The organism is Myxococcus sp. AB036A (genome assembly GCF_006547355.1).
In the GTDB taxonomy this organism is placed as follows: domain Bacteria; phylum Myxococcota; class Myxococcia; order Myxococcales; family Myxococcaceae; genus Myxococcus; species Myxococcus virescens.
This window is the reverse complement of the sequence record NZ_VHLC01000006.1, coordinates 67,259-92,876: the sequence shown is the minus strand read 5'-3', so window position 1 is coordinate 92,876 and position 25,618 is coordinate 67,259. Positions and strand designations below refer to the sequence as shown.

The following is a 25,618-nucleotide window of genomic DNA, read 5'->3' as shown; positions in this document are numbered from 1 at the left end:
GGTGGCTGACGGCGCGCCATGGGCCGGAGTGCGCGCCTTCCTGTCGGCGCGGACGGGGATGGCCCTGAGCGGCCCTCAGGTCCGCCGGCTGGATGAGCGGCTGGCGGCGCGCAGCCAGGGCCTCACGCCGCACCAGTACCTGATGTTCCTCCAGTCCCCGTCGGGCGTGACGGACCTGGAGGACCTCATCGCCGCGGTGGTGGTGAACAAGACGGACCTGTTCCGCGACGAGGTGCAGCTCGCCGCGTTTCGAGCGCAGGTCCTCACCCCTCTGGTGGCGAGGAATCGGCGGCCCCTGCGCGTCTGGAGCGCGGGCTGTGCCACGGGCGAGGAGGTGGCCACGCTGCTCGTCCTGCTCGCGGAGGCAGGGGCGGACCCGGACAGCACGGTGTTGGGGACGGACATCGCCGGGGACACGCTGCGCCGTGCGCGGTGGCTGGCCTACGGCCGGGAGCAGCTGCGCCGCGTCCCACCGGAGCTGCGCTCGCGGTACTTCGTCCGGTCCGGCGCGAAAGAAGCCCTGACGCCCGCGCTGCGGGAGCGCGCGAGCTTCCAGTGCCACAACCTGATGGAGTCGCCGTATCCGGTGGCGCCCGGCGGAGGCGGCTTCGACGTCATCTTCTGCCGCAACGTCCTCATCTACTTCACCGCGGAGGCCTTCCAGCACACCGTGGAGGCGCTCGCAGGGAGCCTGGCGCCCGGCGGCGCGCTGGTGCTGTCCGCGTCCGAGCCGCTGCTCCGGGTGCCGCCAACACTCCGGGTGCGGCGCGGCGAGCAGGCGTTCTTCTACGTCCGGCCGGAGGAAGGGGAGCCCGAGCCGCCGCCAGCCCCGCTCTCCTGGAACGGCGCTGCGTCACCGTCAAGGAAGCGTGGCATGGCCCTGCCCCCGGGCCGAGCCCCTGAGCGCGCTCGCACCGAGGCTCACCATGGGCTTTCTGTCCCGGCTCCCCTGGATGCGGAGGGCGTCCGGGGGCCCGTGGCTACCGCGCCCGAGCCCAGCCCGGAGGCCTGCGCGGAAGCGGACCTCCTCTTCGCCTGCGTGCTGGATGGCGCCGCCTCGGGTGTCTCTGACGCCGTGGCGGAGCAGGACCTGCGTCGCTGCCTGACGCTGGACCCGGACCACGCCGCCGCCCGGTACCTGCTCGGGCTGCTCCTGGAGCAGTGCCGGCGCACCGCCGAGGCTGCCGCCGAGTACCGCCGGGCCTTCCAGGCCCTGGAGTCGGGCCGCTCGCGCCCCGTGGCCTTCTTCCTCAACCCCGACCGCCTCCGGGTGGCCTGCGCGCATGCTGCCGAGCGGCTGGAGTTTTCCATCCAGAAGCGGTGACCGGCCAGCCGGGCAGGCCTTGGCGGGGGCCCCAACTGGACGAGAGAAGTCCGGACGGGCAGGGCGTTTGCGCCTAAGATGGCGCCCGATGCGAAGCTTGGCGCTGATATCCCTGCTGGCCCTCCCTGGTTGCTTCTATCCCGCTGACCGCGGCCGTGCCCTCGAGGCGAAGGTCGACCGGCTCGGCACCGACTCCGCCCAGATTCAGACGGAGCTGAAGGAGACGCGCGAGCAGCTCGCCGCCACGCTCCCGAAAATCGACGAGAAGGTCGCGGAGGTCACCAAGGCCCTCAAGGGTCTGGACACCGCGGCGCGCCGCAAGGACGCGGACATCGGTGTGCAGTTCCAGAAGACGGTCGAAGACCTCGCCCAGCTTCGTGGCCAGGTGGAGACGTACCTCCACAAAATCACCGAGCTGGAGACGGCGCTGGCCGCGCAGGACCAGAAACTGGTCTCCATGCAGGGCGAGGCGGCGCTGAAGGAGGCCGAGGCGAAGAAGAAGGCCGAGGAGCTCAAGCGCCCCACGGACAAGAAGGAGTTCCTGGCGCTCGCCAAGGCGAAGGCCAAGGCCGGCGACGTGCTGCTGGCGCGCCAGCTCTACAACGAGTTCATGAAGAAGTGGGCCAAGGACCCGCTGGTGGGGGACGCCCACTTCGGCCTCGGTGAGACGTACTTCTCCGAGTCCAAGTGCCGCGAGGCCCTCTTCGAGTACGGCAAGGTGCTGCAGGACTTCCCGAAGGCGGAGTCCGCGCCGGAGTCCTACCTGCGCTCGTCGGACTGCTTCGCCCAGCTGAAGATGAAGGAGGAGTCGCGGCTGGCGCTGGAGGAGCTCATCAAGAGCTACCCGAAGTCCGCCGAGGCGAAGACGGCCAAGGAGCGCATCGCCGAACTGGACAAGAAGGCGCCCGCCAAGAAGGGCAAGAAGTGAGCCCGCGTCCGGTGAAGCTGGCCGCGCTGGCGCTGCTGCTCCTGCTGCCCCTGGTGGCGGGCGCGGCGCCCAAGCAGCTCGTCCTCCTCTTCACCGGAGACAATGGGGGCGAAGTCGCCCCCTGTGGTTGAAGGCACAACCCCTCTGGCGGTCTGGCCAGACGAAAAGTCGCGATTGAGAAGGAGCGCAAGCAGGGCACGCCCGTGCTGGTGCTGGACGCCGGCAATGCGCTCTTCAAGAGCCGGGACAGCGCGCAGGCCCCGGATGCCCGGGCGCGCGCGGAGCTCGTGCTGTCGCAGATGGACGCGCAGGGCACCGCGGCCATGGCCGTGGGCGCGCGCGACCTCGGGTTCGGCGTGGGCTTCCTCAAGAAGCAGACGCGGCAGGCGAAGCTGAAGCTCCTGTCGGCGAACCTCGCGGACGCGCAGGGCAAGCTGCTGTTCCCCGCCTCGTGGGTGACGACGGTGGGCGGCGTGAAGGTGGGCGTGGTGGGCGTCTCTCCCGCCATGGCCAAACCCACCCCGGTGGGGCTGGCCGTTCCGGGCCAGGCCCAGGAGCAGGTGCAGGGCCTGCCGGTGCAGCCCGCCGTGGCCGCCGAGGCGAAGCGCCTGCGTGAGAAGTCGAAGGTGGACCTGGTGGTGGTGCTCGCGGCGGTGCCCCACGCGGAGGCGCTCCAACTGGCCGACCAGGTGGAGGGCGTGGACTTCGTGGTGCAGTCCCACGAGGGCCGGGGGCAGGCCATCGCCCAGCGGCAGGCCCTGGCCACGGTGATTCCTTCCGGGGCCCGGGGCCGCGAGTTGGCGAAGCTGGTGCTCCAGTTGGAGGGGACGGGCCGCTTCGCCGACGCCTCCGTGCAGGAGCGCACGCGGCAGCAGCTGCGCCTGCTCGAAGGCAACCTCACCCGGGCGAAGGCGCGGCTGGCGGGGACCCAGGATCCGGCGGAAAAGCAGCCGCTGGAGGCGACGATTGCCCGCCTGGAAGCCTCGCGGGCGGCCTACCAGAAGGAGCTGGCCGGCGGCGCAACGGGCGCCGGGCGCACGCATCTGTTGTCGTACATCCAGCTTGGCAGTGACGTCCCGGCGGATCCGGTCGTCCAGAAATGGGTGGAACGCGTCGAGCCCCCCGGCTCGGCGGCCCATTGAGCCGTGCTGGCCTTGTGAAGCGGTCCAAGCGCCATTATAAGCGCCGACCATCCCTCAGCGCCGGACCTCCTACCCGTCAGCGGGTGGGGGCAAGGCATACTGGAGCGTGTCATGAAGCCTGAAATCCATCCCGTCTACCCGCCGTCCCGCGTGACCTGCATGTGCGGCAACGTCGTGGAGACGAAGTCCACCCGCGGCTCGTTCTCGGTGGAAATCTGCTCGAACTGCCACCCCTTCTTCACGGGCAAGTACAAGCTCGTGGACACGGCCGGCCGCATCGACCGCTTCCGCAAGAAGTACGGCGCGTCGCCGACCTCCGCCAAGAAGGCGTAGGCCGCGGGGGCCACACACGGGCCCCGCCACAGTCCAAGCAGTACCCGTCGAGCAGGGTGTCGGAGGGCCTCCACGAGAGGCGCTCCCGCCCTGCTCGCGGCGCTTCTACGGCCTGAATCACCCGTCAAGTTTCAGGGTGCTACAGGCCAGAAATTAGACGTAGCACCGAAGCGACCGCACAGTCCGCCGCGTCCACGACGAAGAGTCCGACGGAGGCGAGATGTCCGCGCACGCTGCAGCAGCCCCTTCCCTGAAAGTCGTCCGCCGTTCGCTCAACGAGAGCGTCTACGCGAAAGGGGAGGCCTATACGCTGCTGCACGGTGACAGCCTGGAGCTCATGTCGCAGTTCGAGCCCCAGACGTTCGACATGATTTTCGCCGACCCGCCGTACTTCCTCTCCAACGGCGGCTTCACCTGCAAGGGCGGCAAGCGCGCCTCGGTGGCCAAGGGCGGCTGGGACGTGTCGCGCGGCGTGGAGGAGGACCACAAGTTCACCACCGAGTGGCTCGCGGCCTGCCAGCGCCTGCTCAAGCCCACCGGCACGTTGTGGGTGAGCGGCACCCAGCACGTCATCTTCAACGTCGGCTTCGCGATGCAGAAGCTCGGCTACAAGCTGCTCAACACCGTCACCTGGTTCAAGCCCAACGCGAGCCCCAACCTGGCGTGCCGCTACTTCACGCACTCCACGGAGCTGCTCATCTGGGCCTCGCCGAAGTCCGGCGGCAAGCTCCAGCACACGTTCAACTACTCGCGCATGAAGGCGGAGAACGGCGGTAAGCAGATGCGCGACGCGTGGGTGCTGCCGCCCTCCGGCGACGCCGAGCTGACCGCGGACGGCGAGGGCCGGCTGTGGACGCTCACCGTCCCGCGCGGTGGCGAGGAGAAGGCCTTCGGCAGCCATCCCACGCAGAAGCCGGTGGCGCTGCTGGAGCGCATCCTGGAGGCGAGCTGCCCCCCGGACGCGCTGGTGCTGGACCCCTTCAACGGCAGCGGCACCTCGGGCGTGGCGGCCCTCAAGCTGGGCCACCGTTACGTGGGCATCGACATGGACGAGAAGTACCTCGCCCTGTCGGAGAAGCGCCTGAACGCGGCGGCCTCGAAGTAGTCCCGTCCTGCTCGCGCGTCCTCAGGCGCGCGAAAGGATGAGCTCCACGCCCTGACGGGCGATGGGGTGGTAGCGCTCCCCGTGCTTCTTGAAGAGCGCGCGCGCCAGACTCCGGTGCGCATGCGACGCGGAGAGCACCCCGTACAGCGGCTTGAGGTACTTCATCCGGCCCACCTCGCCGAGGAACGTCTCGGTGCGAGCCACGGCCGGCTCCCAGCCCGCGCGCAGCGCCACCACCAGCCACGCCACCAGCACCTCCGAGTTGCGGCTCTCGGTGAGGCTGAAGCGCGCGTCGAGCTGTTGGATGACGTCCCGTGGCATGTCCCAGGGCAGTGACTCCAGGTAGAGCTGCCACTCGGCCGGCGTCCAGTCCTTCGCCTGCTCCGGCGTGGGCACCTTGCCGCGCAGCGCGTCCATCGCCTCCAGCCGCAGGGAGCGCGGTGACGGCGCCCCGGGGGGCACGCCGGGCCGGTGCAGGTACGCCTCCGCGTCCACCTTGGTCAGCACGCCGGGCAGCTCCTTCTCCGCGAAGGCGACGAACTCCTCGGTGGTGAGCGCGCGGAAGCGGTAGGTGGCCAGGTAGCGGCGGAGGAACTCGTCGAAGGCGGGCCGCCCGGCCGCGTCCTCCATGGCGCGCAGCAGCAGGTAGCCCTTCTCGTAGGGAATCTGGGAGAAGGCCTCGTCCGGGTCCACGCCGGCCAGGTGGGTGCGCAGCGACGTCAACTGCGGGTGCGCGCGGAAGTGCTGCAGCGCGGAGTCCAGCGCGCGGCGGCCCAGCGCGCCGTGCAGCGCCGACACTTCCGGACCCTCCAGGACCTCCAGGATGCGGCGCTCGGCGAAGACGGTGAAGCCCTCGTTGAGCCAGAAGTGCTCCGCGGAGGCGTTCGTCACCAGGTTGCCCGTCCACGAGTGCGCAAGCTCGTGCGCCACCACGTTGACCAGGCTCTTGTCGCCGGTGATGAGCGTGGGCGTGAGGAACGTCAGGCGCGGGTTCTCCATGCCGCCGTAGGGGAACGAGGGCGGCATGGTGAGCAGGTCGAAGCGCTCCCAGTCATAGGGCCCGAAGAGCGACTCGGCGGCGCGCAGCATGTCGTCCACGCCGGAGAACTCCTCCGCCGCGTCCTCCAGCAGCTCCGGCTCCGCCCACACGCGCGAGCGCGGCCCCAGCTCCTTCGGCGCCAGGCTGCCCACCGCGAAGGCCAGCAGGTACGGCGGCACCGGCTGGGGCATCTCGTAGTGCTCCTCCGCCTCCACGCCGTGCTCCTCGCGCCGCAGGAAGCTGGCGGCCATGACGGCCTTGAGCGCCTTGGGAATCCGCAGCGACGCGGTGTAGCGGATGCGGATGCGCGGCGTGTCCTGGAGCGGCACCACGCTTCGGGCGTGGATGGCCTGGCACTGGCTATAGAGGAAGGGGTGCTTCCCTCCGGCCGTCTGGGAGGGCGTCAGCCACTGGAGCGCGCTGGCGTGCGGCGCCGTGCGGTAGCGCACGGTGAATTGCCGCAGCCCCACCGGCAGCTCGATGCGCAGCCGGCTGCCGAGGATCGGCTCGGAAGGGGAGAGGATGTAGGGCAAAGGACGACCCGCGGCGTCGACGACGTCACGGATTTCCAAGTCCCGGGTATCCAGGTCCAGCGGCCCGGCCGAGGCTTCCTTGAGGGTGTGGGTGACCTCCGCGTGCAGCCGCTGCGTCTTGAAATCGACGCGGGCCCTCCAGTCCAGGGTTTCCGTCTCAGGCTGCGTGCTGTCGTTGTACGAGTGCGGGTCGAGGCGAGCCATGGAGGGCCGGTATCTAGTCGGCTTGTCCTCTGGTGGCGAGTGTCCTGGCCGTCCGAACCGATTGACTTTCGGGTCAATCGCCTACATTTGTGCAATCCCCTCCTTCCCAACAGGGAGCCTTTTCCACATGACGACGCGGATCCGCAAAGTGGCTGTGCTGGGCGCCGGAGTAATGGGCAGCGGCATCGCCGCGCACCTGGCCAACTCGGGCGTGCGCGCGCTCCTCCTGGACATCGTTCCGCCCAAGGCCGCGCCGGGCGAGGACACCTCCTCGAAGGCGTTTCGCAACAAGTTCGCCCAGGGCGCGCTGGCCAACCTGCGCAAGCAGAAGCCGAGCCCCATCGTCTCTGGTGAGGTCTTCACCAACATCGAGGTCGGCAACTTCGAGGACGACCTGCACCGCATCGCCGAGTGCGATTGGGTGGTGGAGGTGGTGAAGGAGGACCTGAAGATCAAGCAGGACCTTTTCGCCAAGGTGGAGAAGCTCATCCGCCCGGGCACCATCGTGTCGTCCAACACCTCCGGCATGTCGATTGTGGGGATGACCGAGGGCCGCGGCGCGGAGTTCAAGAAGAACTTCCTCGTCACGCACTTCTTCAACCCCGTCCGCTACATGAAGCTGCTGGAGCTGGTGGCCGGCAAGGAGACTGCCCCGGAGGTGCTCAAGACGCTGCACCGCTTTGGCGAAGAGGTGCTGGGCAAGGGCATCGTCTACGGCAAGGACACCACCAACTTCATCGCGAACCGCATTGGCGTGTACGGGATGATGCGGACCATCGCCGCCATGGACAAGGCGGAGCTCTCCATCGAAGAGGTGGACAAGATTTTCGGCCCGGCCATGGGCCGTCCCAAGTCCGCCGTCTTCCGCACCGCGGACATCGTGGGCCTGGACACGTTCACCCACGTGGCCAAGAACTGTTACGACACGCTGACGCACGACGAAGAGCGTGACGTGTTCGCCAGCCCCGCCTTCCTCCAGAAGATGGTGGAGAAGGGCATGCTGGGCGACAAGAGCGGCGGCGGCTTCTACAAGAAGCAGGGCAAGGACATCCTCGCGCTCGACCTGAAGACGCTGGAGTACCGGCCGCAGGCGAAGGTGCGCTACGAGTCGCTGGGCGCCGCGCGGGACATCGAGGACGTGCGCGAGCGCGTGGCCTCGGTGATGAACGCCGAGGACAAGGCGGCGAAGTTCGCCGAGGGCGTCACCCTGGACGTGCTGGCCTACACCAGCCGCCGCATCCCGGAGATCGCCGACGACGTGGTCAACGTGGACCGCGGCGTGCGCTGGGGCTTCGGTTGGGACCTGGGGCCCTTCGAGGTCTGGGACGCCTACGGCGTGAAGAAGGGCGTGGAGCGGATGAAGGCCCTGGGCCTGAAGCCGGCCGCGTGGGTGGAGGAGATGCTGGCCGCGGGCCGCGCGTCCTTCTACGGCGTGGAGAACGGCAAGGACACGTACTGGGACATCCCCACGAAGTCCGTGAAGGTGGTGCCGGAGAACGCCCGCACGCAGCGCGTGGAGTACCTCAAGCGCGGCAACAAGAAGATCGCCGGCAACGACGGGGCCACGCTGTGGGACATGGGCGACGGCGCGACGCTGCTCGAGTTCCACACCAAGATGAACTCCATCGATGACCAGATCATCGAGATGATGAACACCGCGCTGGATGAGACGGAGAAGAACCACAAGGGCCTCGTCATCGGTAACGACGGCTCCAACTTCTCCGCGGGCGCGAACATCGTGGCGCTGCTGTGGGCGGCCAAGAGCGGCGAGTTCGAGTCCATCCGCAAGCTGGTGACGGGCTTCCAGGCCGTCAATCAGCGCATGCGCTACAGCCCGGTGCCGGTGGTGACGGCGCCCTTCAACCTCACGCTCGGCGGCGGCGCCGAGGTGACGATGGGCGGCAACGCCATCCAGGCCAGCGCCGAGCTGTACATGGGCCTGGTGGAAGTGGGCGTGGGCCTCATCCCGGGCGGCGGCGGCAACATGCAACTGCTGCGCAACGTGTACGGCCCGTTCGGCACGGACAAGGACTTCGACTTCTTCCCCTTCCTGAAGAAGATCTTCCTCACCATCGGCATGGCGAAGGTCGCCACCAGCGCCGAGGAGGCCCGTGAGGCGGGCTTCCTGACGCAGGCGGATGGCATCAGCGCCAACCGGGACTTCCTGCTGTCCGACGCGAAGGCCCGCGTGCTGGGCATGGCGGACGCCGGCTTCAAGGCGCCCCGCCCCACGCGCTTCCGCCTGCCGGGCACCAGCGGCGCGGCCACCATCGACATGATGCTCTACGACATGGAGCTCAACGGCCAGGTGAGCGCGCACGACCGGAAGATCGCCCAGAAGCTGGCGAAGGTGCTGACGGGTGGCAACACCAGCCCGTCGCTGCTCGTGACGGAAGAGCGCTTGCTGGAGCTGGAGGCGGAGGCCTTCCTGAGCCTGTGCGGCGAGGAGAAGACCCAGGACCGCCTGCAGCACATGATCGAGAAGGGCAAGCCGCTGCGGAACTGACGGCCGGCCAGTATCCATAGGCTACTGAACCTGAGATTCGCTGAATGCCCGGGTGCCCCCCGGGCAAGGAGACATCAAAATGGCTGGTCGAGTCGTGATTGCCAGCGCGGTCCGCACGCCCTTCACCCGCGCGCACAAGGGAGAGTTCAAGGACACCCGGCCGGATACCCTGGCCGCTGTCGCCATCAAGGAGGCCGTTGCCCAGGTCCCGGGCCTGAAGCCGGAGGACATCGGTGACGTCGTCCTGGGCTGTGCCATGCCGGAGGCCGAGCAGGGCATGAACGTGGCCCGCGTGGCCACGCTGCTGGCGGGCCTGCCCGTCACGGTGCCCGCGATGACCATCAACCGGTTCTGTTCCTCCGGTTCGCAGGCCATCGCCCAGGTGGCCCAGGCCATCCAGGCGGGGATGTACGACGTGGGCATCGGCGGTGGCACCGAGTCCATGACGATGGTCCCCATGGGCGGCAACAAGGCGAGCGCCAACCCCGAGGCCATGGAGCGCCTGCCGGAGATCTACACCTCCATGGGCGCCACGGCGGAGAACATCGCGTCGCGCTACGGCGTGTCGCGTGAGGACTCGGACAAGTTCGCCGCCGAGAGCCAGCGCCGTGCCGCCACCGCGCGCGAGCAGGGCAAGTTCAAGGAGGAGATCGTCCCCGTCACTACGACGTACTACGACGACGACGGCGTGGCGCAGAACGTCACCGTCACGGTGGACACCATCCTCCGCCCGGAGACCACGCAGGAGGGCTTGGCCAAGCTGCGCCCGGCCTTCAACCCCAAGGGCGTGGTGACGGCCGGTAACGCGTCGCCGCTGACGGACGGCGCCGCCGCCGCGGTGGTGATGAGCGAGGCCAAGGCGAAGGAGCTGGGCGTCAAGCCGCTGGGCTACTTCATCGACGCCGCGGTGGCGGGCGTGCCCCCGGAAATCATGGGCATCGGCCCGGTTCCCGCGGTCCGCAAGCTGCTGGAGAAGAACAAGCTCAAGGTCGAGGACATCGACGTCTTCGAGCTGAACGAGGCCTTCGGGGCGCAGGCGCTGTACTGCGTGCGCGAGCTGGGCATCCCCGCCGACAAGGTGAACCCCAACGGCGGCGCCATCGCCCTGGGTCACCCGCTGGGCGTCTCCGGCGCGCGCATGGTGGCCACCATCCTGCGCGAGCTGAAGCGCCGCAACGGCCGCTACGGCGTCGTCTCCATGTGCATCGGCGGCGGCATGGGCTTCGCCGCCCTCATCGAGGCGCCCAAGTAGTCACCGCTTCGACGTGAGCCACTGATTCAAGCGCGGGCCTCGGGGGAAACCCCGGGGCCCGTGTCGTTTCGGGCTCAGCGCGCCGCCGTGGCTTCGTCCGGGTCGTCCACCGGTACGCCGGCCAGACGCAGCACGCGCAGGGCGTTGGTGGTGTCCACCACGCCCTGGCGCAGCTTGTAGTCGAACATCATCTTCCCGGCCTCCAGGTGGTCCCGGAAGTGGACGTTGACGACATGGGCGCCCGGCTCGTCCGCGAGCACCGCCAGGGACAAGTCGTGCGTCGTCACCGCGCCAATGGCGCCGGTGCTCAGCAGCAGGCGCAGCACCTCGCGCGAGGCAATCTGCCGCTCGCGGGTGTTCGTCCCCAGGAGGATTTCGTCCAGCAAGAACAGCACCTGCCCGCGCGCGGCCTGCGCCGCGTCCAGCACCGCCTTGATGCGCTGCACCTCCGCGTAGAAGTAGGAGACGCCGCGCTCCAGCGAGTCCTTCACCCGCATGCTGGTGAGCGTCTGGAGCGGTGTCAGGCGGAAGTGCTTCGCGCTCACCGGCGCGCCGGCCAGCGCGAGCACCACGTTGGCGCCCACCGCGCGCATCAGCGTCGTCTTGCCGCTCATGTTGGAGCCGGTGATGAGCAGCGCGTGCCGGGGGCCGGGCAGGGACACGTCGTTGGGCACCGGCGCGTCCAGCAGCGGGTGGCCCAGCGCCGTCGCCTCCACACAGGGGCCATTGGCCGCCAAGACGGGCCAGGTGAAGTCCGGCCGGTCATGGGCGAGGCCCGCGACGCAAGACAGGGCTTCCAGTTCGGCCAGGGCCTCGAACCACTGGCGCAGCTGCTTGCCGTGGGCCTCGCGCCAGCGCTCCAGCGCGAAGTGCGCGTGGATGTCCCAGAGCGTGAGCCAGTGAATCAGCGGGTGGAACTGGTGGCGCTTGAACTCGATGAAGGAGAACAGCCGGCTGAAGCGCTTGAAGTGCTCGGACACGGGCGGCTGGCCGGGCTGCTGGAGGCCGGCCTGGAGCGTCTTCAGGCGCGGGTGCTCGAAGCGCTGGGCCTCCACGCGCTCGAAGATGGGGGCGTAGCGCACGAAGCCGCGCTCACCCACCTCCACGCCTTCGTCCATGACCTTCAGCGGGCGGCGGGTGATGACGGCCACGCCCAGCTGCGCGGCCAGGCCCACCCAGAAGGCCGACTCCGGCAGCACCTCGAACTTGCCCAGGACGTAGACGGCCAGCGTCACCAGGGGCAGCACCACCGCCACCGGTCGGGCCCAGCGGATGGCGTTGAGCTGCGGACCCAACTCCGCCCACTGGATGAACAGCGCCGGGTCCGCCTTCTCGCGCGAGGCGTCCCGCGCGTCCACGCAGAGGTCCTGGCGGAAGTCCAGGTTGGGCGCCAGCTCGCGCGCGGCGCCCTGTCTGGCTTCGACCTCCTGGGCGGACGCGGGGGCGGAGAGCCACGCCGCCAGCCGTTCCTCGCCTGCGCGCGTGGCCGTCTCGTTGAGGAGCTGGAAGAGGCTGCCCTGGCCGAAGACATCCAGGTCCGGGGTGTACAGGTGGCTGGGGGACAGGAAGCGTTCACCGCGCTCGGTGAAGTCGTGCCAGCCGGGCCCCAGCCGCGCCAGTCCGCGTTCGTTGAGCGTCACGTACAGCTTCGCCCGGGCCTCGCGGCGGAAGACCTGGTGGTGGAGGACGGCGAGCACGCCGTAGAGCAGCAGCGCGGCGGCGCTGGCCCACCACCACACCTTGGGCAGACGCCCCGCCAACACGAAGCCCGCGACGCCGGCCGCGGCCAGGAAGGCGAGTGTTCGCAAGTTGGCGTAGCGGGCGCTCACGCGGTCCAGCGCGGTCAGCTCCGCCTGCGCGGCGGCTCGGCGCTCGGTGTACGTGCGATGCGGGGATGGGGGCTCGGCGGTGGCGGACACGATGGGCACGCATGCTGCGGTCACGCGGCGTCCAGGGCAAGCGGCAGGTGCAAATGCGTGACGCCGGGTCGACGGAGGCCCGGCCAACACCCCATTTCCTGGCCTGATTCATGTCAGACCCGGCGCGTAGATTTGTCCTCGTCGGCGGTCACGAGGGGGCACCGGAATGAGCACGTCAGTCATTGATAACCGCGTCGAAATCGTCTTCAGCTTTGACACCACCGGCAGCATGTATCCGTGTCTTGCACAGGTGCGGAAGAAGCTGCGGGGCACCGTGTCCCGGCTGATGAAGGAGATTCCAGGCATCCGCATTGGAATCATCGCCCACGGGGACTACTGCGACGCGGGCTCCACGTATGTCACCAAGATACTGGACCTGACGGACGACGAGGGCGCCGTGGTCCGCTTCGTGGACCGCGTGGAGCAGACGGGCGGGGGCGATGCGCCCGAATGCTACGAGTTCGTACTGCATCAGGCGCAAAGCCTGTCCTGGACAGTCGGGTACACGCGGGCGCTGGTCTTGATTGGCGACGACGTTCCCCACGGGCCCGCGCAGAATCCACACAAGCTGGACTGGCGCAAGGAGGTGGCCGCGCTGGGGAAGATGGGCATCCCCGTGTATGGCGTGCAAGCCCTGGCGCGCCGGCACGCGACGGCCTTCTACAAGGAGTTGGCGGAGAAGTCGGGCGGCTTCCACCTGAGCCTGGACCAGTTCGCCCACGTCACCGACCTGCTGCTGGCCGTCTGCTACAAGCAGTCCTCGGACGCGCAGCTTCAATCGTTTGAGCAGGAAGTGGTGCGCGAGGGCCGCATGAGCCGCGGCCTCAACGTGATGTTCAGCACCATGCTTCAGCGCACGGCGCCGCCGCTCTACGGCGAGGCGGACCTGCGCGCGGTTCCACCGGGCCGCTTCCAGGTGCTGGACGTGGACCGGACCCAGCCCATCAAGGACTTCGTGCAGGAGAACGGCCTGCGCTTCAAGACGGGCCGGGGCTTCTACGAGTTCACCAAGACGGAGACCATCCAGGGCCGCAAGGAAGTGGTGCTGATGGACCGCAAGACGGGTGACCTCTACAGCGGCGAGCGGGCCCGCGAGATGCTCGGGCTGCCGCCCGGGGAGACGGTGCGCATCCGGCCCGCCAGCCTGGAGAAGTACGTCGTCTTCGTGCAGAGCACTTCGGCCAACCGGAAGCTGATGGGGGATTCGAAGTTCCTCTACGAGGTCGAGGACTGGGATGGCGCCCGGTCCGCCGCGGCATAGCGGTTCCCTCGCGTCAGTCGCCGTCGTCCGGCTCCGTGTCGGCCTGCCGGAGCTCGATGAAGTGCAGCGTTCGGGGCGCCTCCGTGCCGGAGACGACGTCCTGGGCCAGCTCCAGGCGGAAGCGGTGGGGCGGAGCTGCCGGCGTGACGGTGAAGGCCGTCCTTCGTTCGGGCGCGCCCTTGGGTTGGACGCGGAGCTGGTCGTCGATCGCGGTGTACTGGAAGGCGTCGACCCGGCCATCGGTGCCCTGGCGCTCCAGAGTTCCGCCTTCATAGAAGTAGAAGCGCTCGGTCGCGGGGTAGCGTTCGGGGGCCGCGATCCACTGCGCCACGCTCTGTTCCGTTCGCGCCGGGTCGAAGAGGAGCCGCTCGGCGGGCGAGGCCGCCCCAATGGGCGTGTCGCCAGGCGCTTGCTGTCGTTCGAGCGCCGCGTCCAGGTGTCGCAGAACGTCCGGGTCGCGTTCGGTGGCTTGATGGTCGCGGAGGGTTTGAAGGGCCTCCGGGCTGGCCTCGAGGCCCAGGGCTCGCACGGCCATCCGCCGGACCTCGGGCACGGAGTCCTCGAGCGCAAGCCGCAGGGCTCGGTGGGCGACCTCCGGGCGGCGGTTCATGAGGGCCAGGGCAACGGCCTTCCGTGTTTCCGTGTCGGGGGCGCCTCGCAGGCGCTCCAGCAGCACGGTGATTGCGTCGGGTGGCGCGTCGTCCGAGGCCCAGGCGATGATGGCGGCGCGCCGGACGCGGGGGGATTCATCCGAGAGCGCCTGGCGAAGCGCCTCCCAGGCCTCCGGCCCCCCGAGTCCACCGAGTGCGGCGATGAGGTCCGCCCGTTCATCTTCGTCGCGTGTCCGGGCCAGCATCTCCAGCAGGGTGGGCGTCGCACCGGTGCAGCCGAGCCGTTCGGTGGCGAAAATCGCCCTTCTGCGGAGTGAGGCGTCGGGGTCGGTCAGGAGCCGGCACACGGGCTCGCATGTGCTGGCGTCACGCCGAAGGATGAGCGCCTGAAGCGCCTGTGCGCGGACGGGTGGTGAGGACGATGCAGCGAGCAGCGGGACGAAGACGCTGGCGGGTACGTGCGCGCGATAGGTCAGCGTGCGGAGGGCGTGGAGTTGTACGTTCTCGGAGGCATCCGTGAGCAGGTGGATGAGCAGGCCCTCTGTTGCCTCGCCTTCTCGCGCGACCAGGTCAACCGCCGCGGCCCTGATGGTGGAAGAGGCCGAAGCCAGGCCGAGTCGAGCCAGGGTGCCGGATTCGGGGAGCCCCAGCCGTTGCGCGGTGGCGAGCGCGTTCAGCTTCTCCGCCTCCGGAGCACGCTCGAAGCGCTCGAGGAAGAGGTCGCTCGCGGCCGCCGGATTCATCCTCGCGAGCGAGTCCATGGCGGCGTACTGCACGGAGGGCTCGGTATCATCCAGCGCCTCCTGGAGGCTCCGCCAGTCCGCGGCGTCCTGTGCGCTCGCCAGCACCCGGGCCGCCAGGGCTCGGACGTCAGTCGCTGCGTCGCGAAGCGCGAGCCGGGCCAGGGCATGGGCTTCGGGTGACGCCAGCTCCCGGAGCACTCGCAAGGCCGTGGTCTTCTCCGAAGAGGTGCCCGACGCCAGGACGTCCCGGGCGACCTGCGTGAAATCCGCTCGCGCGAGCAGTGCGTCGAGGTCTTCCCGCGTGCTCCGGGTGGGCTTCGTGGCCACCCAATGCAGCAGCTCCCATGTCGACAGAGGTGAGCTCACGGCACCGCCGTCATGCGCGCGGCGAGAAGGCTGCTGGAGGACACCTGAGTCCGGTTCATATGGCGCGTGAGAATGGCTGCTCCTTGTCGCCGCGTGCTCCTGAATCCGGCGTCACATTCCATGGAAGCATCGGGAGGCCGACGTTAGCGTGCGTCCGTGCGCGTCTGGGTGACATTGCTACTGGTGTGCGCGGGCTGTGGCGCCTTCGAATTCCACCCCTATGAACTCCGGGGACCCCACCGGGACTTGCATGCGCGTTCGCTCGAGCGGCTGTTCGAAGCGGAACCGAAGCGTGCCTTTCGCTTCGCGGTGGTGGGCGACATGCAGCTGTTCCTGGATGACTCCGCGGCGGCGATGCGGGACCTGGAGCAGCGCGGCGTCGACTTCGTGGTGCAGATGGGCGACCTGACGGAGTTCGGCAGCACGCAGGAGTACGAGTGGGGCGTCGAGCTGCTGTCCCGCTTGAAGGTCCCGTTCTTCGTGGTCATGGGCAATCATGACGCGCTGGGCATGGGGCAGAAGCTCTACCGGCGCACCTTCGGACCGGAGTCCTTCTCCTTCACGTATTCAGGCACGCGCTTCGTCTTCTTCGACTCCAACTCCCGCGAGTACGGCTTCCCGGGCGACATCCCGGACCTGCAGTGGTTGAAGACGGCGCTCACGCCAGAGCCCGCGGTGCTGAACACCTTCACCTTCTCCCACGTGCCTCCTGGGAATGGGGACTTTGACGATGCGCTCGTCGCGCCCTTGGTGAAGCTCCAGCAGAAGAAGGGCGTCGCCATCTCCTTCCACGGCCACGTCCACCAGTACCACGACGTCCATTCCCACGATGTCCGGTACGTCACCACCGATTCGATGAAGGGCCGGAGCTACCTCAAGGTGGACGTCGATGGCACCTCGGTGCAGGTGCAGAGGGCCACCTTCTGATGGCCGCGCACGGGAGTCTCCGCGCCTCGCTGCTGGCGGCGCTGCTGTTGACGGCACGGGAGTCGCGGCCGGAGCCGGCGCACGAGGCGTCACCCTGGTACGTGCCCGACCATGCGGCGATGCAGTTCGCGGGCGCCATCGGCTTTCTCTCCGCGGGGCCGGGCTGGAGCTTTCTCGACGACACCGTGGAGGCCGCGCTGCTGGTGGGCTGGGCGCCGCCCGCGTTGGCGGGGGAAGACTTCTTCACCTTCACGTTGAAGGGGCAGTGGCGGCCCTTCCTGCTCGATGTGGCGGGGTGGACCTTCCGCCCGCTCATGGTGGGCGCGATGCTCAGCTACACGGTGGGCGACGACTACTTCGCGGGCCTGCCCAGCCGTTACGACCGGGGCTACTACTGGTTCCGCACCGCCATCCGGCCCGCGCTGCTGCTGGGAGCCAGCGTGGGGCGCCCGGTGGAGGCGCTGAACCTGCGATTCGTGGAGGGGTACTTCGAGCTCGTCGCCACCGACTACCGGCTGGTGCAGTTCGTCCGCAATCCTGCCACCGTGAACGTCGAGCTCTTCACGCTGGCCCTGGGCGTGAAGCTCCGGTTTTGAAGCGGCGCGTGTGAGCACCGCCCCAGGGCCTGCCGCGAGGGACCGTCAGGGCACGTCCGTGGCCGTGGCGGAGTCGGGAAGCGTCGACTCCGACGTCCCTCTCAGCCGGCGGAGGATGCGCGGGGCCTCGGCCGCGAGGCGCTCCTTGCCATCGGCCAGGGGACGGTCGCGCAGGTCGGTGATGACTGTGCCGGGCCGTCCCGCGCCGAAATGGACCTTCAGCCCCTGGCCGATGAGCGCGTAACGCGCCTCCCAACCCACGGTGGTGAGGAGGTATCGCTGCGGGTCCGGCCGGGACATGGGAATGCCGTCACCCAGCATCGCCGGGCTGTGCGTGTCTCCCAGCAGGTCGAAGATCGTGGACACCACGTCGATGTGTCCGGTGACGGCGTCGACCTGGCCCACGGGAAGCTGGTCGTCGAACACGAGCATGGGCACGTGAAGCTGGGAGGCCGTCACGTCGCTGGCGTGGCCTACGCGGCCGTGCTCACGGAACTCCTCGCCATGGTCGCCGGTGAAGAGCGTCAGCGGACGCGTGCCGCGCAAGCTTTCGATGCGCGCCAGCAGCTCTTCGACCTTGGTGTCCACTTCGTAGGCCGCGTTCCACGCGCGAGCCTTGAGGTGTTCGGGAGGCACGCGTGCCGTGGAGAGTCCGCCCTTGCCATTCCAGGCGGGCGAGAAGACCTCGGAGCGCGGCGGGTAGTCGTAGTCGAAGTGCGTGCCGGCGAAGAACACGAACAGGAACAGCGGCTTGTCCTGAGGCGCGGCCTCCACGGCCGCCAGCGCGTCGCGGACCATGGCTTCGTCCCGCAGGTGGCTGCGGCCCGTGTAGTCCGTGCGCAGGCCTCCCGTTACGTCGCGGAAGACGGTGTCCTTGAGGCCCATCCAGTCAACGGAGGACGCGGCGAAGAAGAACTGCTGGTAGCCATTGTGGGCCAGCGCGGGGAAGAGGAGGGGCGTGCGGCCCGCGCCCACCACGGCATTGCGGCGCTGGGCCTCCAGCCCGAAGAACATGCTGAACAGCGAGTAGTCCGTGGAGCTGGCCGCGCTGTGGTGATGCAGGAAGCGCGTGCCGCTCTGCGCCCTGCGCCACATGTTCGGCATGACGTCGGCGGTGAAGAAGTCGTCACGCAGGCTCTCCACCAGGACGACGACGATGTCGGGACGGCGGGTGAAGCGCACCTCCGCGGGGTCGATGCTCGCCGCGGGCACGCCCGCCTCGGGGCTCACGCCCAGGCGCAGGCCGGACGCGGGCGCCTTGCCAGTGATGCGCGAGAGGAGGGTGTTCATCCGCACCGGTGCCTGGAGGGGCAGGGTGGTGGTGGCGTGCTGCACGGCGCCGCCGTGGGCGAAGACGAGGGACGCGGTGATCAGCCGCTCAGCGGTGCACAGGGCCGTCATCAACACCACCGTGCGCGCCACCCGGCGAGGGCCAAAGCCCCGGCGCAGGAACCAGATGCCCGCCGCCGTGTCGAGCGCGAGGATGACCACCATCGCCCCGGCCACCAGCGCCACCTCCGACGAAGACAGCCCCGTCTCCGCCAGGGCGTGCGGCTGGAGCGCCACCGCCAGCACCAGGCCGTTGATGTGGAAGCCCAGTGAGTTGAGCACCAGCGCGTCCAGCCCGAGCAGCACGCCGCCCACCGCCGTCAGCACCGGGAGCGCGAAGCGGTAGCGGTGGCCGAGCAGGATGGTCAGGGGGAGGGTTACAAGAAAGGCCACCAGCCCCAGGAACAACGCCTGGGCGAAGCTTCCCGCGAGCAGGAGGGGGCGGAGCCCCGGCGCCAGCCGCTCCACGGCCACGCGCAGCGCGCCGCCGAAGTACAGCAATGCGACGAGCCCGTGGAGCACGCACCAGGTCAGCGCGGTGCTCAGGTAGGGCCGGGCTGCTTCGAAGCGCTGGAGGAAAATGGCGGCTGCGGAGGACGCCGCATCAGACATCCGTGACATTGCACGGCGCAGGTATTCCGGATGCCGGACTTTCGCAAGCAGCAATGAAGTCCGGGGGCTCATCCCGCTGATGGCGACGTGCAAGGATGCTGCTCATGCCTCCGCGCAAGCTCGTTCGGCACCTCGTCTGGTTGGAGTCCTTCGCCGCCGCCGTGGAGGCGGGCAGCATCGAGGCCGCCGCGGAGCACCTGGGCGTGGCGCGCTCGGTGGTGAGCGAGCACGTTCGCTCGCTGGAGCTGGCGCTGGCGGATGGTGCGCCGCTGTTGGAGCGCGGCCCTGGCCGTCGCTTGCAGCTCACCGCCCGGGGGGAGCGGCTCTTCGCGGGCACCCAGACGCCGCTGCATCAACTGGACATGAAGCGGCTGCGCGACCTGGCCAGCGCCGAGCCCGTGGTGCGGCTGGGCCTCAACCCGACGCTGTCCTTGTCCCTGGTGGGCGCCGTGGCGAGGGACGCCGCCGCCGCGGACCTCAAGCTGGTGCTCAGCTTCGGAGGGCCCCACGAGCTGACGCGCCAGGTGCAGACGCGGCAGCTCGACCTGGCGCTCGACTTCACGCCCCTGCCAACCCATGAAGGCGTGGAGTCAGAGTCACTGCTGCGCATGCCCTTCGTCGTGCTCGCCGGGCCGGACAACGAGCTCGCGCGGCAGGCCGCGTCCCGGAAGTCGCTGCACGTGAAGGACCTGGAGGGGCAGCGCTTCGTGGACTGGCTGCGTGATGACCCCTACGGCGGCGCCAACAGCGCCCGCTTCGCCGCCCACGGTGTGACGGTGGATGAAGTGGGGCGCGCGGAGAGCTTCCTTCTCCTCTACGAACTGCTGCGCGCGTTCCGCGCCTGCTCCATCACTCCGGACCTGCGCCCCATGCACCCGTTTCCACCGGACCTCCATGCGTGGCCCCTCCTGGAAGAGGAGCCCCAGGCGGTAGAGGTGGTGGCCTTGTGGCCTTCGGGAGCGCTCAGCCCCGGCGCCCGGTTGGTGCTGGATGGACTTCGCCGCAAGCCGGGTTAGTTCGACGTTAAAACGACGAAGACGTCGAATTCTGACGGATTTCCGTTCGCCCAGAGAAGGGATATCTTCAAAAAGAAGAAGATTCCGCCAGAGGTGAATGATGATGACTCCCACGGAACGGACGATTGCCCGCCTGCCTGCTCATCTGCGTCGCTACGTGGTGAGCCAGGACTACGCGGCGTATACGTCGCGGGACCAGGCCGTCTGGCGGAACATCCTGGGCTCCTTGAGGGGCCACCTGGCGGACAAGGCGCACCCCGTCTACCTGGAGGGCCTGGAGGCGACGGGCATCGGCTCGGAGTGCATCCCCAGCCTGGATGAGATGAACGAGAAGCTCGCTCGCCTGGGGTGGGCCTGTGTGGGGGTGCGTGGCTTCATTCCTCCCGCCGTCTTCACGGAGCTCCAGGCGATGGGCGTCCTGGCGATTGCCGCGGACATCCGCACCCACGAGCACATCGAGTACACGCCGGCGCCGGACATCGTCCATGAGAGCGCCGGGCACGCGCCCATCATCGCCAACCGCCGCTACGCGGAGTACCTCAAGGCGTGCGGGCTGGTGGGCTTCAAGGCCATTGCCAGTGTGGAGGACCAGGCCGTCTTCGAGGCCATCCGGAACCTGTCGGTGGTGAAGGAGGACCCGGACGCCAGCGAGGAGGAAGCGGCACACGCGCAGGCCCGGCTGGAGGCCGCGAGCGCGAGCCGCCGCTACGTCAGCGAGAGCACGCGGGCGAGCCGCCTCTACTGGTGGACGGCGGAGTATGGCCTCATCGGGAGCGTGGAGTCGCCGCGCATCTACGGCGCGGGGCTGCTGTCCAGCATTGGCGAGGCGCAGCACTGCCTGACGCCGGCGGTGAAGAAGCTGCCGCTGAGCGTGGCCTGCGCGGACATGGACTACGACATCACCCGCATGCAGCCGCAGCTCTTCGTGGCGCGGGACTTCGAGCACCTGTTCGAGGTGCTGGCGGAGTTCGAGTCCACGCTGTCGTGGAAGCGGGGCGGCGACTTCGGCCTGACGGAGGCGCTGCGCGCGCGGACCGTCAATCACCTGGTGCTGGCGGACGGCCGCGAGGTGACGGGCCGGGTGCTGGAGATGCTGGCCGCGCCGCGCGAGGTGGCGCCGGGGCTGGGCACCGCGCTCGTCTGCATGGAGGGGCCCATCATGGCCTCGCGCGGCGGGCGCTCCCTGGACGACAAGCCGTGGAGCGGGCCGGCGCTGGTGGCGTTCGGCGCGGGGACGCTGCCGGAGCGCGGGCCCTTCAAGCTGTCGCTGGAGAGTGGGCTGGAGCTGGAGGGCTTCGCCACGGACGGTGGCCAGGTGCTGGCGCTGCGTGGCCGGTTGGCGGGGCGCGAGCTGGCGCTTCCCGCGGTGGCGAAGCTCTTCGTCAGCACGCACCTGCCCTCGGTGGCGGGGGGGCCTTCGGACCCGGCGACGTGGGACCGCTGGTACGGCGAGCTGAGCGCCTTCGCGGAAGGGGATGGCGAGGAGAAGGCCCGCACACGCAAGGCCCTGGCGCTGCATCCGGCGCTGGCCGCGCTCTACCGCGAGGTCCGGAAGATGCGGGAGACGCACTCCGTGAAGCCCGAGCGGCTGAGCCAGATTGCCGCGGCGGCCACGGACTTCCCGGACGACTGGCTGCTTCGCGCCGAAGTGGAAGAGCTGCGCCGCCGCGTCTGAGTCAGCGCCCCCAGTCCTTCTCCTCCAGGCCCTCCCGGAGGACCCAGCGCAGGTGTTCGTCGAAGTCGAAGGTGCAGCCCGAGACGTCGGGCGCTCCGTCCAGCAGCCACGTCGACAGGTCGAAGTCGTCGTGGCGCGCCGGGAAGATGAGCAGCCCGGTGTCGCGACGCATCCCCGTGTCGAAGTAGTAGTAGTCGCTCACGTTCGAGCAGGCGCTGTACTGGAAGGGGATGAGCCGCTCGCGGAGCTTCTTCTCGAGGATGGCGGCTTCCAGTTCGTCCTCGTTGTCGCCGAAGGCGCCCTCCTCGACGTACGCCTTGGACCACTCGAGTGTCTCCAGCACCTCGGTGGGGCTCAACATCCGGGCGCGCTCATGTCCCTGCCAGTCCACCGCGGAGAACAGGCCGTGGCGGGAGATGAAGTCGACGTAGGCCTGGGGAAGCAGCGCGCCCAGCGAGGACTCCAAGACGCGGAGGTCCTGCGCGGCCACCGGCGTGAGCGACACGGACCGGAGCGGGAGCTTTGTCTCGTGCTTCAGGCGCTCCTGGAGCGCGAGGATGGAATCAATGGCGCCAGACATTCGCGCCATCCTACGCACATGCGGGAAGCGCCGTTCGCTGGAAACACCACGGGCCCGGCCACGCGGCATGCGCATGGTCAGGCCCGTCTGGTGTCCTGCTGCCCGTTCGCCGCGGGCGCGCGGACTACTTCTCCTTGCCGGCGATCTTCCGCAGGGCCTTCTGGTCACGCACGCAGAGGATGCGGCCGACGTTGCCGAGCACGCCCTCGCGCTTCATCTCGTTGATGAGCGTGGACACGAAGGAGCGGGAGGCGCCCACGAGGTCCGCGAGGTCCTGCTGGGTGATGCCGCGCAGGTCCGTCTCGCCGCCGTGCGGGCAGCGCTCGCCGTGCGCTTCAACCAGGGTGAGCAGGGTGTCCGCCAGGCGGGCCGGAACCTCCTTGAACGTCAGGCCCAGCACGCGCTTGCGCAGGGCGCGCACGCGCTCGGCGTAGGCGCGGACCACGTCCACTGCCAGGGCCGGACGGGCCTCCAACTGGGCGCGGAAGTCGCGGCCCTCGATGCTCCAGACCTCGGCCTCACCGGCGGCGATGGCCATCTCTTCAATCGGCGTGCCCTCGGGGCGGAACAGCTCGCCGAAGAGGTCGCCCGGGCGGAGGATGGACACCACGGAGCGGGTGCTGTTCTTGCCGATGCGCATCAGGCGCACGCGGCCGGACTTCAGCAGGTAGACGCGGTCGGTGTTGTCACCGGGGCGGTAGATGGTCGAGTTGTGCGGGAAGGACTCGACCTTGAAGTAGCCCTTGAAGTCGATGGCTTCCTGGCCGGGCACCAGCTTGTTGGCGGTGACCATCATCCCGGAGCTGGTCGTCTGCAGCGGCGCCACGACGTTGGAACCGATGGGGCCGAGGGGGCGATTGAAACCGTGCATGGCATTACTCCTGGGAAGGAAGCGTAGGGAAGTCGGGCCGCCTGCTTCAGCGGCGAACGGGACTTTCCTTCTCCAAGGTTCGTGCCAGCGGGAATTGAAATGCCGCCGGGACAACACCTCCTGAAATGCCGGGTACTTAGCGCTACAGGCCCGCACCAGAGCCCGTTCTGTGTCCAAAACCTGAAACAGAACGTTCAAACAGTCTGATCAATTTGAACGAAACGTTCAAACCGGGGGCGTGAGTGTCGGAGCAGCGACACTGTCCAAGAGTGCTCACAACGCATCCTTCACAGGGAAGGTGTGCACTTGAGGGCTCTGGCCCTGTGCAAGACCGTACTTCTGGAGCTTGCGCTCCAGGGTGGGGCGGCTGATTCCAAGGATCTGACAGGTGCGACCCTTGTGCCCCTTCGTGACGGTCATCGCACGGGCGATGAGCTGGCGCTCGGCCTCTTCCAAAGTGGGAATCAGGCTGGCGTCGTCCTCGGCCGGCGCGGCGAACATGGCGCTGGCGGTGTGGGCGGAGGCGGCCCGGCCTGGCTCCGGCGAGGGGAGGGGCGACTCCAGGGCGGGCAAGTCGTCCCCGCGCAGGACGTCACCGGGGGCCAGCACCACGGCGCGGGTGAGCACGTTCTCCAGCTCGCGCACGTTGCCGCGCCAGGGCAGGCGGGTGAGGCGCTCCATGACCTCGCCGGGCACGCGGGTGACGCGCTTGTGGACCTTCTCGTTGATGCGCTCGAGCAGGTGCTTCACCAGCGGGGGGATGTCCTCGCGCCGCTCGCGCAGCGGGGGAATCTGGAGGGTGATGACCTTGAGGCGTTGGTAGAGGTCCTCGCGGAAGCGGCCGGCCTCCACCTCCTCCACCAGGGCGCGGTGGGTGGCGGCGATGACGCGGGCGCGCAGCTTGATGCGTTTGACGCCGCCCACGCGCTCGAACTCGCGCTCCTGCAGCACGCGCAGGAGCTTGGCCTGGAGCATCAGCGACATGTCGCCAATCTCGTCCAGGAACACCGTGCCGTCCTCGGCCAGCTCGAACTTGCCCGGCTTGCCCGCCGTGGCGCCGGTGAAGGCGCCCTTCTCGTGGCCGAAGAGCTCGCTCTCCAGTAGCGTGTCGACGATGGCCGAACAGTTGATGCCGATGAAGGGCCGGGGCTCGTCGTAGGAGTAGTTGTGGATGACGCGGGCGATGAGCTCCTTGCCGGTGCCGCTCTCGCCCGTAATCAGCACGGTGGCGTGGCTGCCGGTGACCTTTCCAATCTCCTTCACCAGTTGCTGCATCAGCGGGCTGGTGCCCACGATGTCGCCCAGGCGGGCGGCGGCATTCTCCCGGTGGACCTCGTCCGCGCGGCGCGACAGCTGGCGGTACTCCAGCGCGCGCTCCACCACCAGGTCCAGGGCGGCCGGGTCCGGGAAGGGCTTGTGGATGTAGTCGAAAGCCCCGGCCTTCATGGCCCGGATGGTGGTCTCCATGTCGTGGTACGCGGTGACCAGGATGATGCGCGCGTCTCCGCACAGGCCCTTCATCTCCTCGATGATTTCCAGGCCCGTGCGGTCCGGGAGCATCATGTCGAGGATGACCACGCTGGGCATGGTCTCCTGGGCGGCGCGCAGCCCCGCAGCGGCGCTGGTGGCGGTGGCAACCTGGTAGCGGGGCTGGCCGTCCTGCTCGATCTCCTCGAAGTGCATCTTCAGTGTTTCGAGGAGCGAGACGTCGTCGTCGACGATGAGAAGGGTCTCCATGGCGCTCTCAGGTGGCGAACGTCAGCGTCAGCACCACGCCCGGCTCGGCGCTGCCCCGGGCGGCCACGTCTCCCCCCACGCCCATCATCACCCGGCGCAGGGCCGCCAGGGACAGACCGGCGCCCCGGGCCAGCCGGGAGCCGAAGGGCTCGAAGAGCGAGCCGTTCTCCTCCGGGGGCAGGGCGGCGGCGGGGTCGTGGAGCACCATCATCACCTGGTGGGGGCCACCCCGGCGCAGGGCCACCTCCATCGGGCTGCCCTCCGCCTGGCCCATGGCGACGTTGAGCAGCACCTGGGCCAGCACGGGCCGCAGCCGCGTCGGGTCCACCCGGACGCGGGGCAGGTCGGGTTCCTCGTCCACGCGGACCTCCACGCGCCGCTCGGCCAGCTCGGGGGCCACCATCTCCGTGGCCTCCTGCACCACGCCGCGCAGCGGATGGGCGTCCATCTTCGGGGTGGTGTCGCGGCCGTATTCGGAGAGGAGCCAGAGCATGCGCTCCATGGTGCGAATCTCCCGGTTGGCGATGGTGAGCCGCCGCTTGTCCCGGTCATTGAGGCCGGTGTTTCGGGCCAGCGTCTGCACCGCCATCTTCACCGAGGAGAGGGGGTTGCGAATCTCGTGGCTGAGCGAGGAGGACAGCCGTGAAATCTGCACCGGGGGGGCGCCGTCCAGCACGGCGTTGAGGTCCAGCACGGTGGCACTGGCCTCGCCGTCGTCCAGTCCCAGGGACAGGCGGAGGGGGCACGCGTCCTCGCCGCCGAGGTTGGCGGAGACGAACTCCACCGCGCGGCGGTCCTCGCGGGCGCGGGCGTCCAGCTCAAGGGCGCGCTTGGGCGACACGCCGAGGACCTCGTGGAGCGGCTGCTCCAACAGGGCCTCGGCGGGGCGCCGCAGGATGCTGGAGAGGTCGCCTTCGGCGCGTGTCACCCGCAGGCTTGGAGTCCAGGCGAGCATCGCGGCTTGCAGGAGATGGGTGTTCATTTGATGGGCCTGAAACATACCGACTAA

General features: G+C 69.1%; 21 protein-coding genes. 13 read left to right on the top strand and 8 right to left on the bottom strand.

Annotation, left to right across the window (positions count from 1 at the left end; translation table 11 throughout):
* Nucleotide 1: 1 nt before the first annotated feature.
* The 6 genes from FL344_RS04225 to FL344_RS04205 all read left to right on the top strand — a co-directional run bounded on the left by FL344_RS04225 (nt 2) and on the right by FL344_RS04205 (nt 4,832).
* On the top strand, nt 2-1,324 hold the full coding sequence (locus FL344_RS04225) for a protein-glutamate O-methyltransferase CheR (RefSeq protein WP_141617612.1): 1,323 nt from the start codon (nt 2-4) through the stop codon (nt 1,322-1,324).
* Between the two features lie 88 nt (nt 1,325-1,412).
* A complete protein-coding gene (locus tag FL344_RS04220) occupies nt 1,413-2,252 on the top strand; it encodes a tetratricopeptide repeat protein (protein ID WP_194858375.1) in 840 nt (279 codons plus the stop codon).
* Nucleotides 2,249-2,383: a hypothetical protein gene (locus tag FL344_RS39700; protein WP_002634075.1), complete on the top strand. Its 135-nt coding sequence runs from the start codon at nt 2,249-2,251 to the stop codon at nt 2,381-2,383. Before FL344_RS04220 ends, FL344_RS39700 begins: the two co-directional genes overlap by 4 nt.
* A gap of 72 nt (nt 2,384-2,455) precedes the next feature.
* Complete coding sequence (locus FL344_RS04215) at nt 2,456-3,394, top strand: 5'-nucleotidase (RefSeq protein WP_141617610.1); 939 nt, start codon at nt 2,456-2,458, stop codon at nt 3,392-3,394.
* Between the two features lie 111 nt (nt 3,395-3,505).
* The gene (gene rpmE / locus FL344_RS04210) at nt 3,506-3,727 is read left to right on the top strand and encodes a 50S ribosomal protein L31 (RefSeq protein ID WP_011555112.1); all 222 of its coding nucleotides are present in this window, start codon (nt 3,506-3,508) and stop codon (nt 3,725-3,727) included.
* Nucleotides 3,728-3,947: 220 nt separating this feature from the next.
* Nucleotides 3,948-4,832: a site-specific DNA-methyltransferase gene (locus FL344_RS04205; protein ID WP_140794271.1), complete on the top strand. Its 885-nt coding sequence runs from the start codon at nt 3,948-3,950 to the stop codon at nt 4,830-4,832.
* Nucleotides 4,833-4,853: 21 nt separating this feature from the next.
* On the opposite strand, the gene FL344_RS04200 is transcribed toward FL344_RS04205, so the two are convergent.
* Nucleotides 4,854-6,608 carry a M1 family metallopeptidase gene (locus FL344_RS04200; protein ID WP_141617609.1) on the bottom strand — a complete coding sequence of 585 codons (1,755 nt, stop codon included), beginning with the start codon at nt 6,606-6,608 and terminating at the stop codon, nt 4,854-4,856.
* A gap of 127 nt (nt 6,609-6,735) precedes the next feature.
* Between FL344_RS04200 and FL344_RS04195 the strand changes: the two genes are divergently transcribed.
* Both FL344_RS04195 and FL344_RS04190 read left to right on the top strand, forming a co-directional pair.
* Nucleotides 6,736-9,114, top strand: coding sequence for a 3-hydroxyacyl-CoA dehydrogenase/enoyl-CoA hydratase family protein (locus tag FL344_RS04195; protein WP_141253589.1), 2,379 nt, complete (start codon nt 6,736-6,738; stop codon nt 9,112-9,114).
* A gap of 79 nt (nt 9,115-9,193) precedes the next feature.
* A complete protein-coding gene (locus FL344_RS04190) occupies nt 9,194-10,366 on the top strand; it encodes a thiolase family protein (protein ID WP_026114036.1) in 1,173 nt (390 codons plus the stop codon).
* A 74-nt stretch (nt 10,367-10,440) separates the two neighbouring features.
* On the opposite strand, the gene FL344_RS04185 is transcribed toward FL344_RS04190, so the two are convergent.
* Nucleotides 10,441-12,285, bottom strand: a complete 1,845-nt coding sequence (locus FL344_RS04185) for a DNA mismatch repair protein MutS (RefSeq protein ID WP_194862986.1) — start codon at nt 12,283-12,285, stop codon at nt 10,441-10,443.
* Between the two features lie 166 nt (nt 12,286-12,451).
* On the opposite strand from FL344_RS04185, the gene FL344_RS04180 reads away from it, so the two are divergent.
* The gene (locus tag FL344_RS04180; protein WP_141617607.1) at nt 12,452-13,546 is read left to right on the top strand and encodes a vWA domain-containing protein; all 1,095 of its coding nucleotides are present in this window, start codon (nt 12,452-12,454) and stop codon (nt 13,544-13,546) included.
* Nucleotides 13,547-13,559: 13 nt separating this feature from the next.
* On the opposite strand, the gene FL344_RS04175 is transcribed toward FL344_RS04180, so the two are convergent.
* Nucleotides 13,560-15,266, bottom strand: coding sequence for a HEAT repeat domain-containing protein (locus tag FL344_RS04175; RefSeq protein ID WP_141617606.1), 1,707 nt, complete (start codon nt 15,264-15,266; stop codon nt 13,560-13,562).
* A gap of 168 nt (nt 15,267-15,434) precedes the next feature.
* Between FL344_RS04175 and FL344_RS04170 the strand changes: the two genes are divergently transcribed.
* Together FL344_RS04170 and FL344_RS04165 are read left to right on the top strand one after the other, a co-directional pair.
* Nucleotides 15,435-16,193: a metallophosphoesterase gene (locus tag FL344_RS04170; protein WP_228564771.1), complete on the top strand. Its 759-nt coding sequence runs from the start codon at nt 15,435-15,437 to the stop codon at nt 16,191-16,193.
* Entirely contained in the window at nt 16,193-16,789 is a 597-nt protein-coding gene (locus tag FL344_RS04165; protein WP_141617604.1) for a hypothetical protein, read from the top strand. Before FL344_RS04170 ends, FL344_RS04165 begins: the two co-directional genes overlap by 1 nt.
* 45 nt (nt 16,790-16,834) lie before the next feature.
* On the opposite strand, the gene FL344_RS04160 is transcribed toward FL344_RS04165, so the two are convergent.
* Complete coding sequence (locus FL344_RS04160; RefSeq protein WP_228564770.1) at nt 16,835-18,730, bottom strand: sulfatase-like hydrolase/transferase; 1,896 nt, start codon at nt 18,728-18,730, stop codon at nt 16,835-16,837.
* A 95-nt stretch (nt 18,731-18,825) separates the two neighbouring features.
* Between FL344_RS04160 and FL344_RS04155 the strand changes: the two genes are divergently transcribed.
* The gene (locus tag FL344_RS04155) at nt 18,826-19,746 is read left to right on the top strand and encodes a LysR family transcriptional regulator (protein WP_141617602.1); all 921 of its coding nucleotides are present in this window, start codon (nt 18,826-18,828) and stop codon (nt 19,744-19,746) included.
* Between the two features lie 103 nt (nt 19,747-19,849).
* Nucleotides 19,850-21,421, top strand: coding sequence for an aromatic amino acid hydroxylase (locus FL344_RS04150; RefSeq protein ID WP_194862985.1), 1,572 nt, complete (start codon nt 19,850-19,852; stop codon nt 21,419-21,421).
* Between the two features lies 1 nt (nt 21,422).
* Here the strand turns inward: FL344_RS04150 and FL344_RS04145 are convergent, their stop codons facing one another.
* The 4 genes from FL344_RS04145 to FL344_RS04130 all read right to left on the bottom strand — a co-directional run bounded on the left by FL344_RS04145 (nt 21,423) and on the right by FL344_RS04130 (nt 25,591).
* Entirely contained in the window at nt 21,423-22,001 is a 579-nt protein-coding gene (locus FL344_RS04145) for an SMI1/KNR4 family protein (protein ID WP_141590209.1), read from the bottom strand.
* 124 nt (nt 22,002-22,125) lie between these two features.
* On the bottom strand, nt 22,126-22,872 hold the full coding sequence (gene mrpC / locus FL344_RS04140; RefSeq protein ID WP_002634092.1) for a Crp/Fnr family transcriptional regulator MrpC: 747 nt from the start codon (nt 22,870-22,872) through the stop codon (nt 22,126-22,128).
* Between the two features lie 273 nt (nt 22,873-23,145).
* The gene (locus tag FL344_RS04135; protein WP_141590210.1) at nt 23,146-24,609 is read right to left on the bottom strand and encodes a sigma-54 dependent transcriptional regulator; all 1,464 of its coding nucleotides are present in this window, start codon (nt 24,607-24,609) and stop codon (nt 23,146-23,148) included.
* Between the two features lie 7 nt (nt 24,610-24,616).
* Complete coding sequence (locus tag FL344_RS04130; protein WP_368667064.1) at nt 24,617-25,591, bottom strand: histidine kinase dimerization/phospho-acceptor domain-containing protein; 975 nt, start codon at nt 25,589-25,591, stop codon at nt 24,617-24,619.
* Nucleotides 25,592-25,618: the final 27 nt, after the last annotated feature.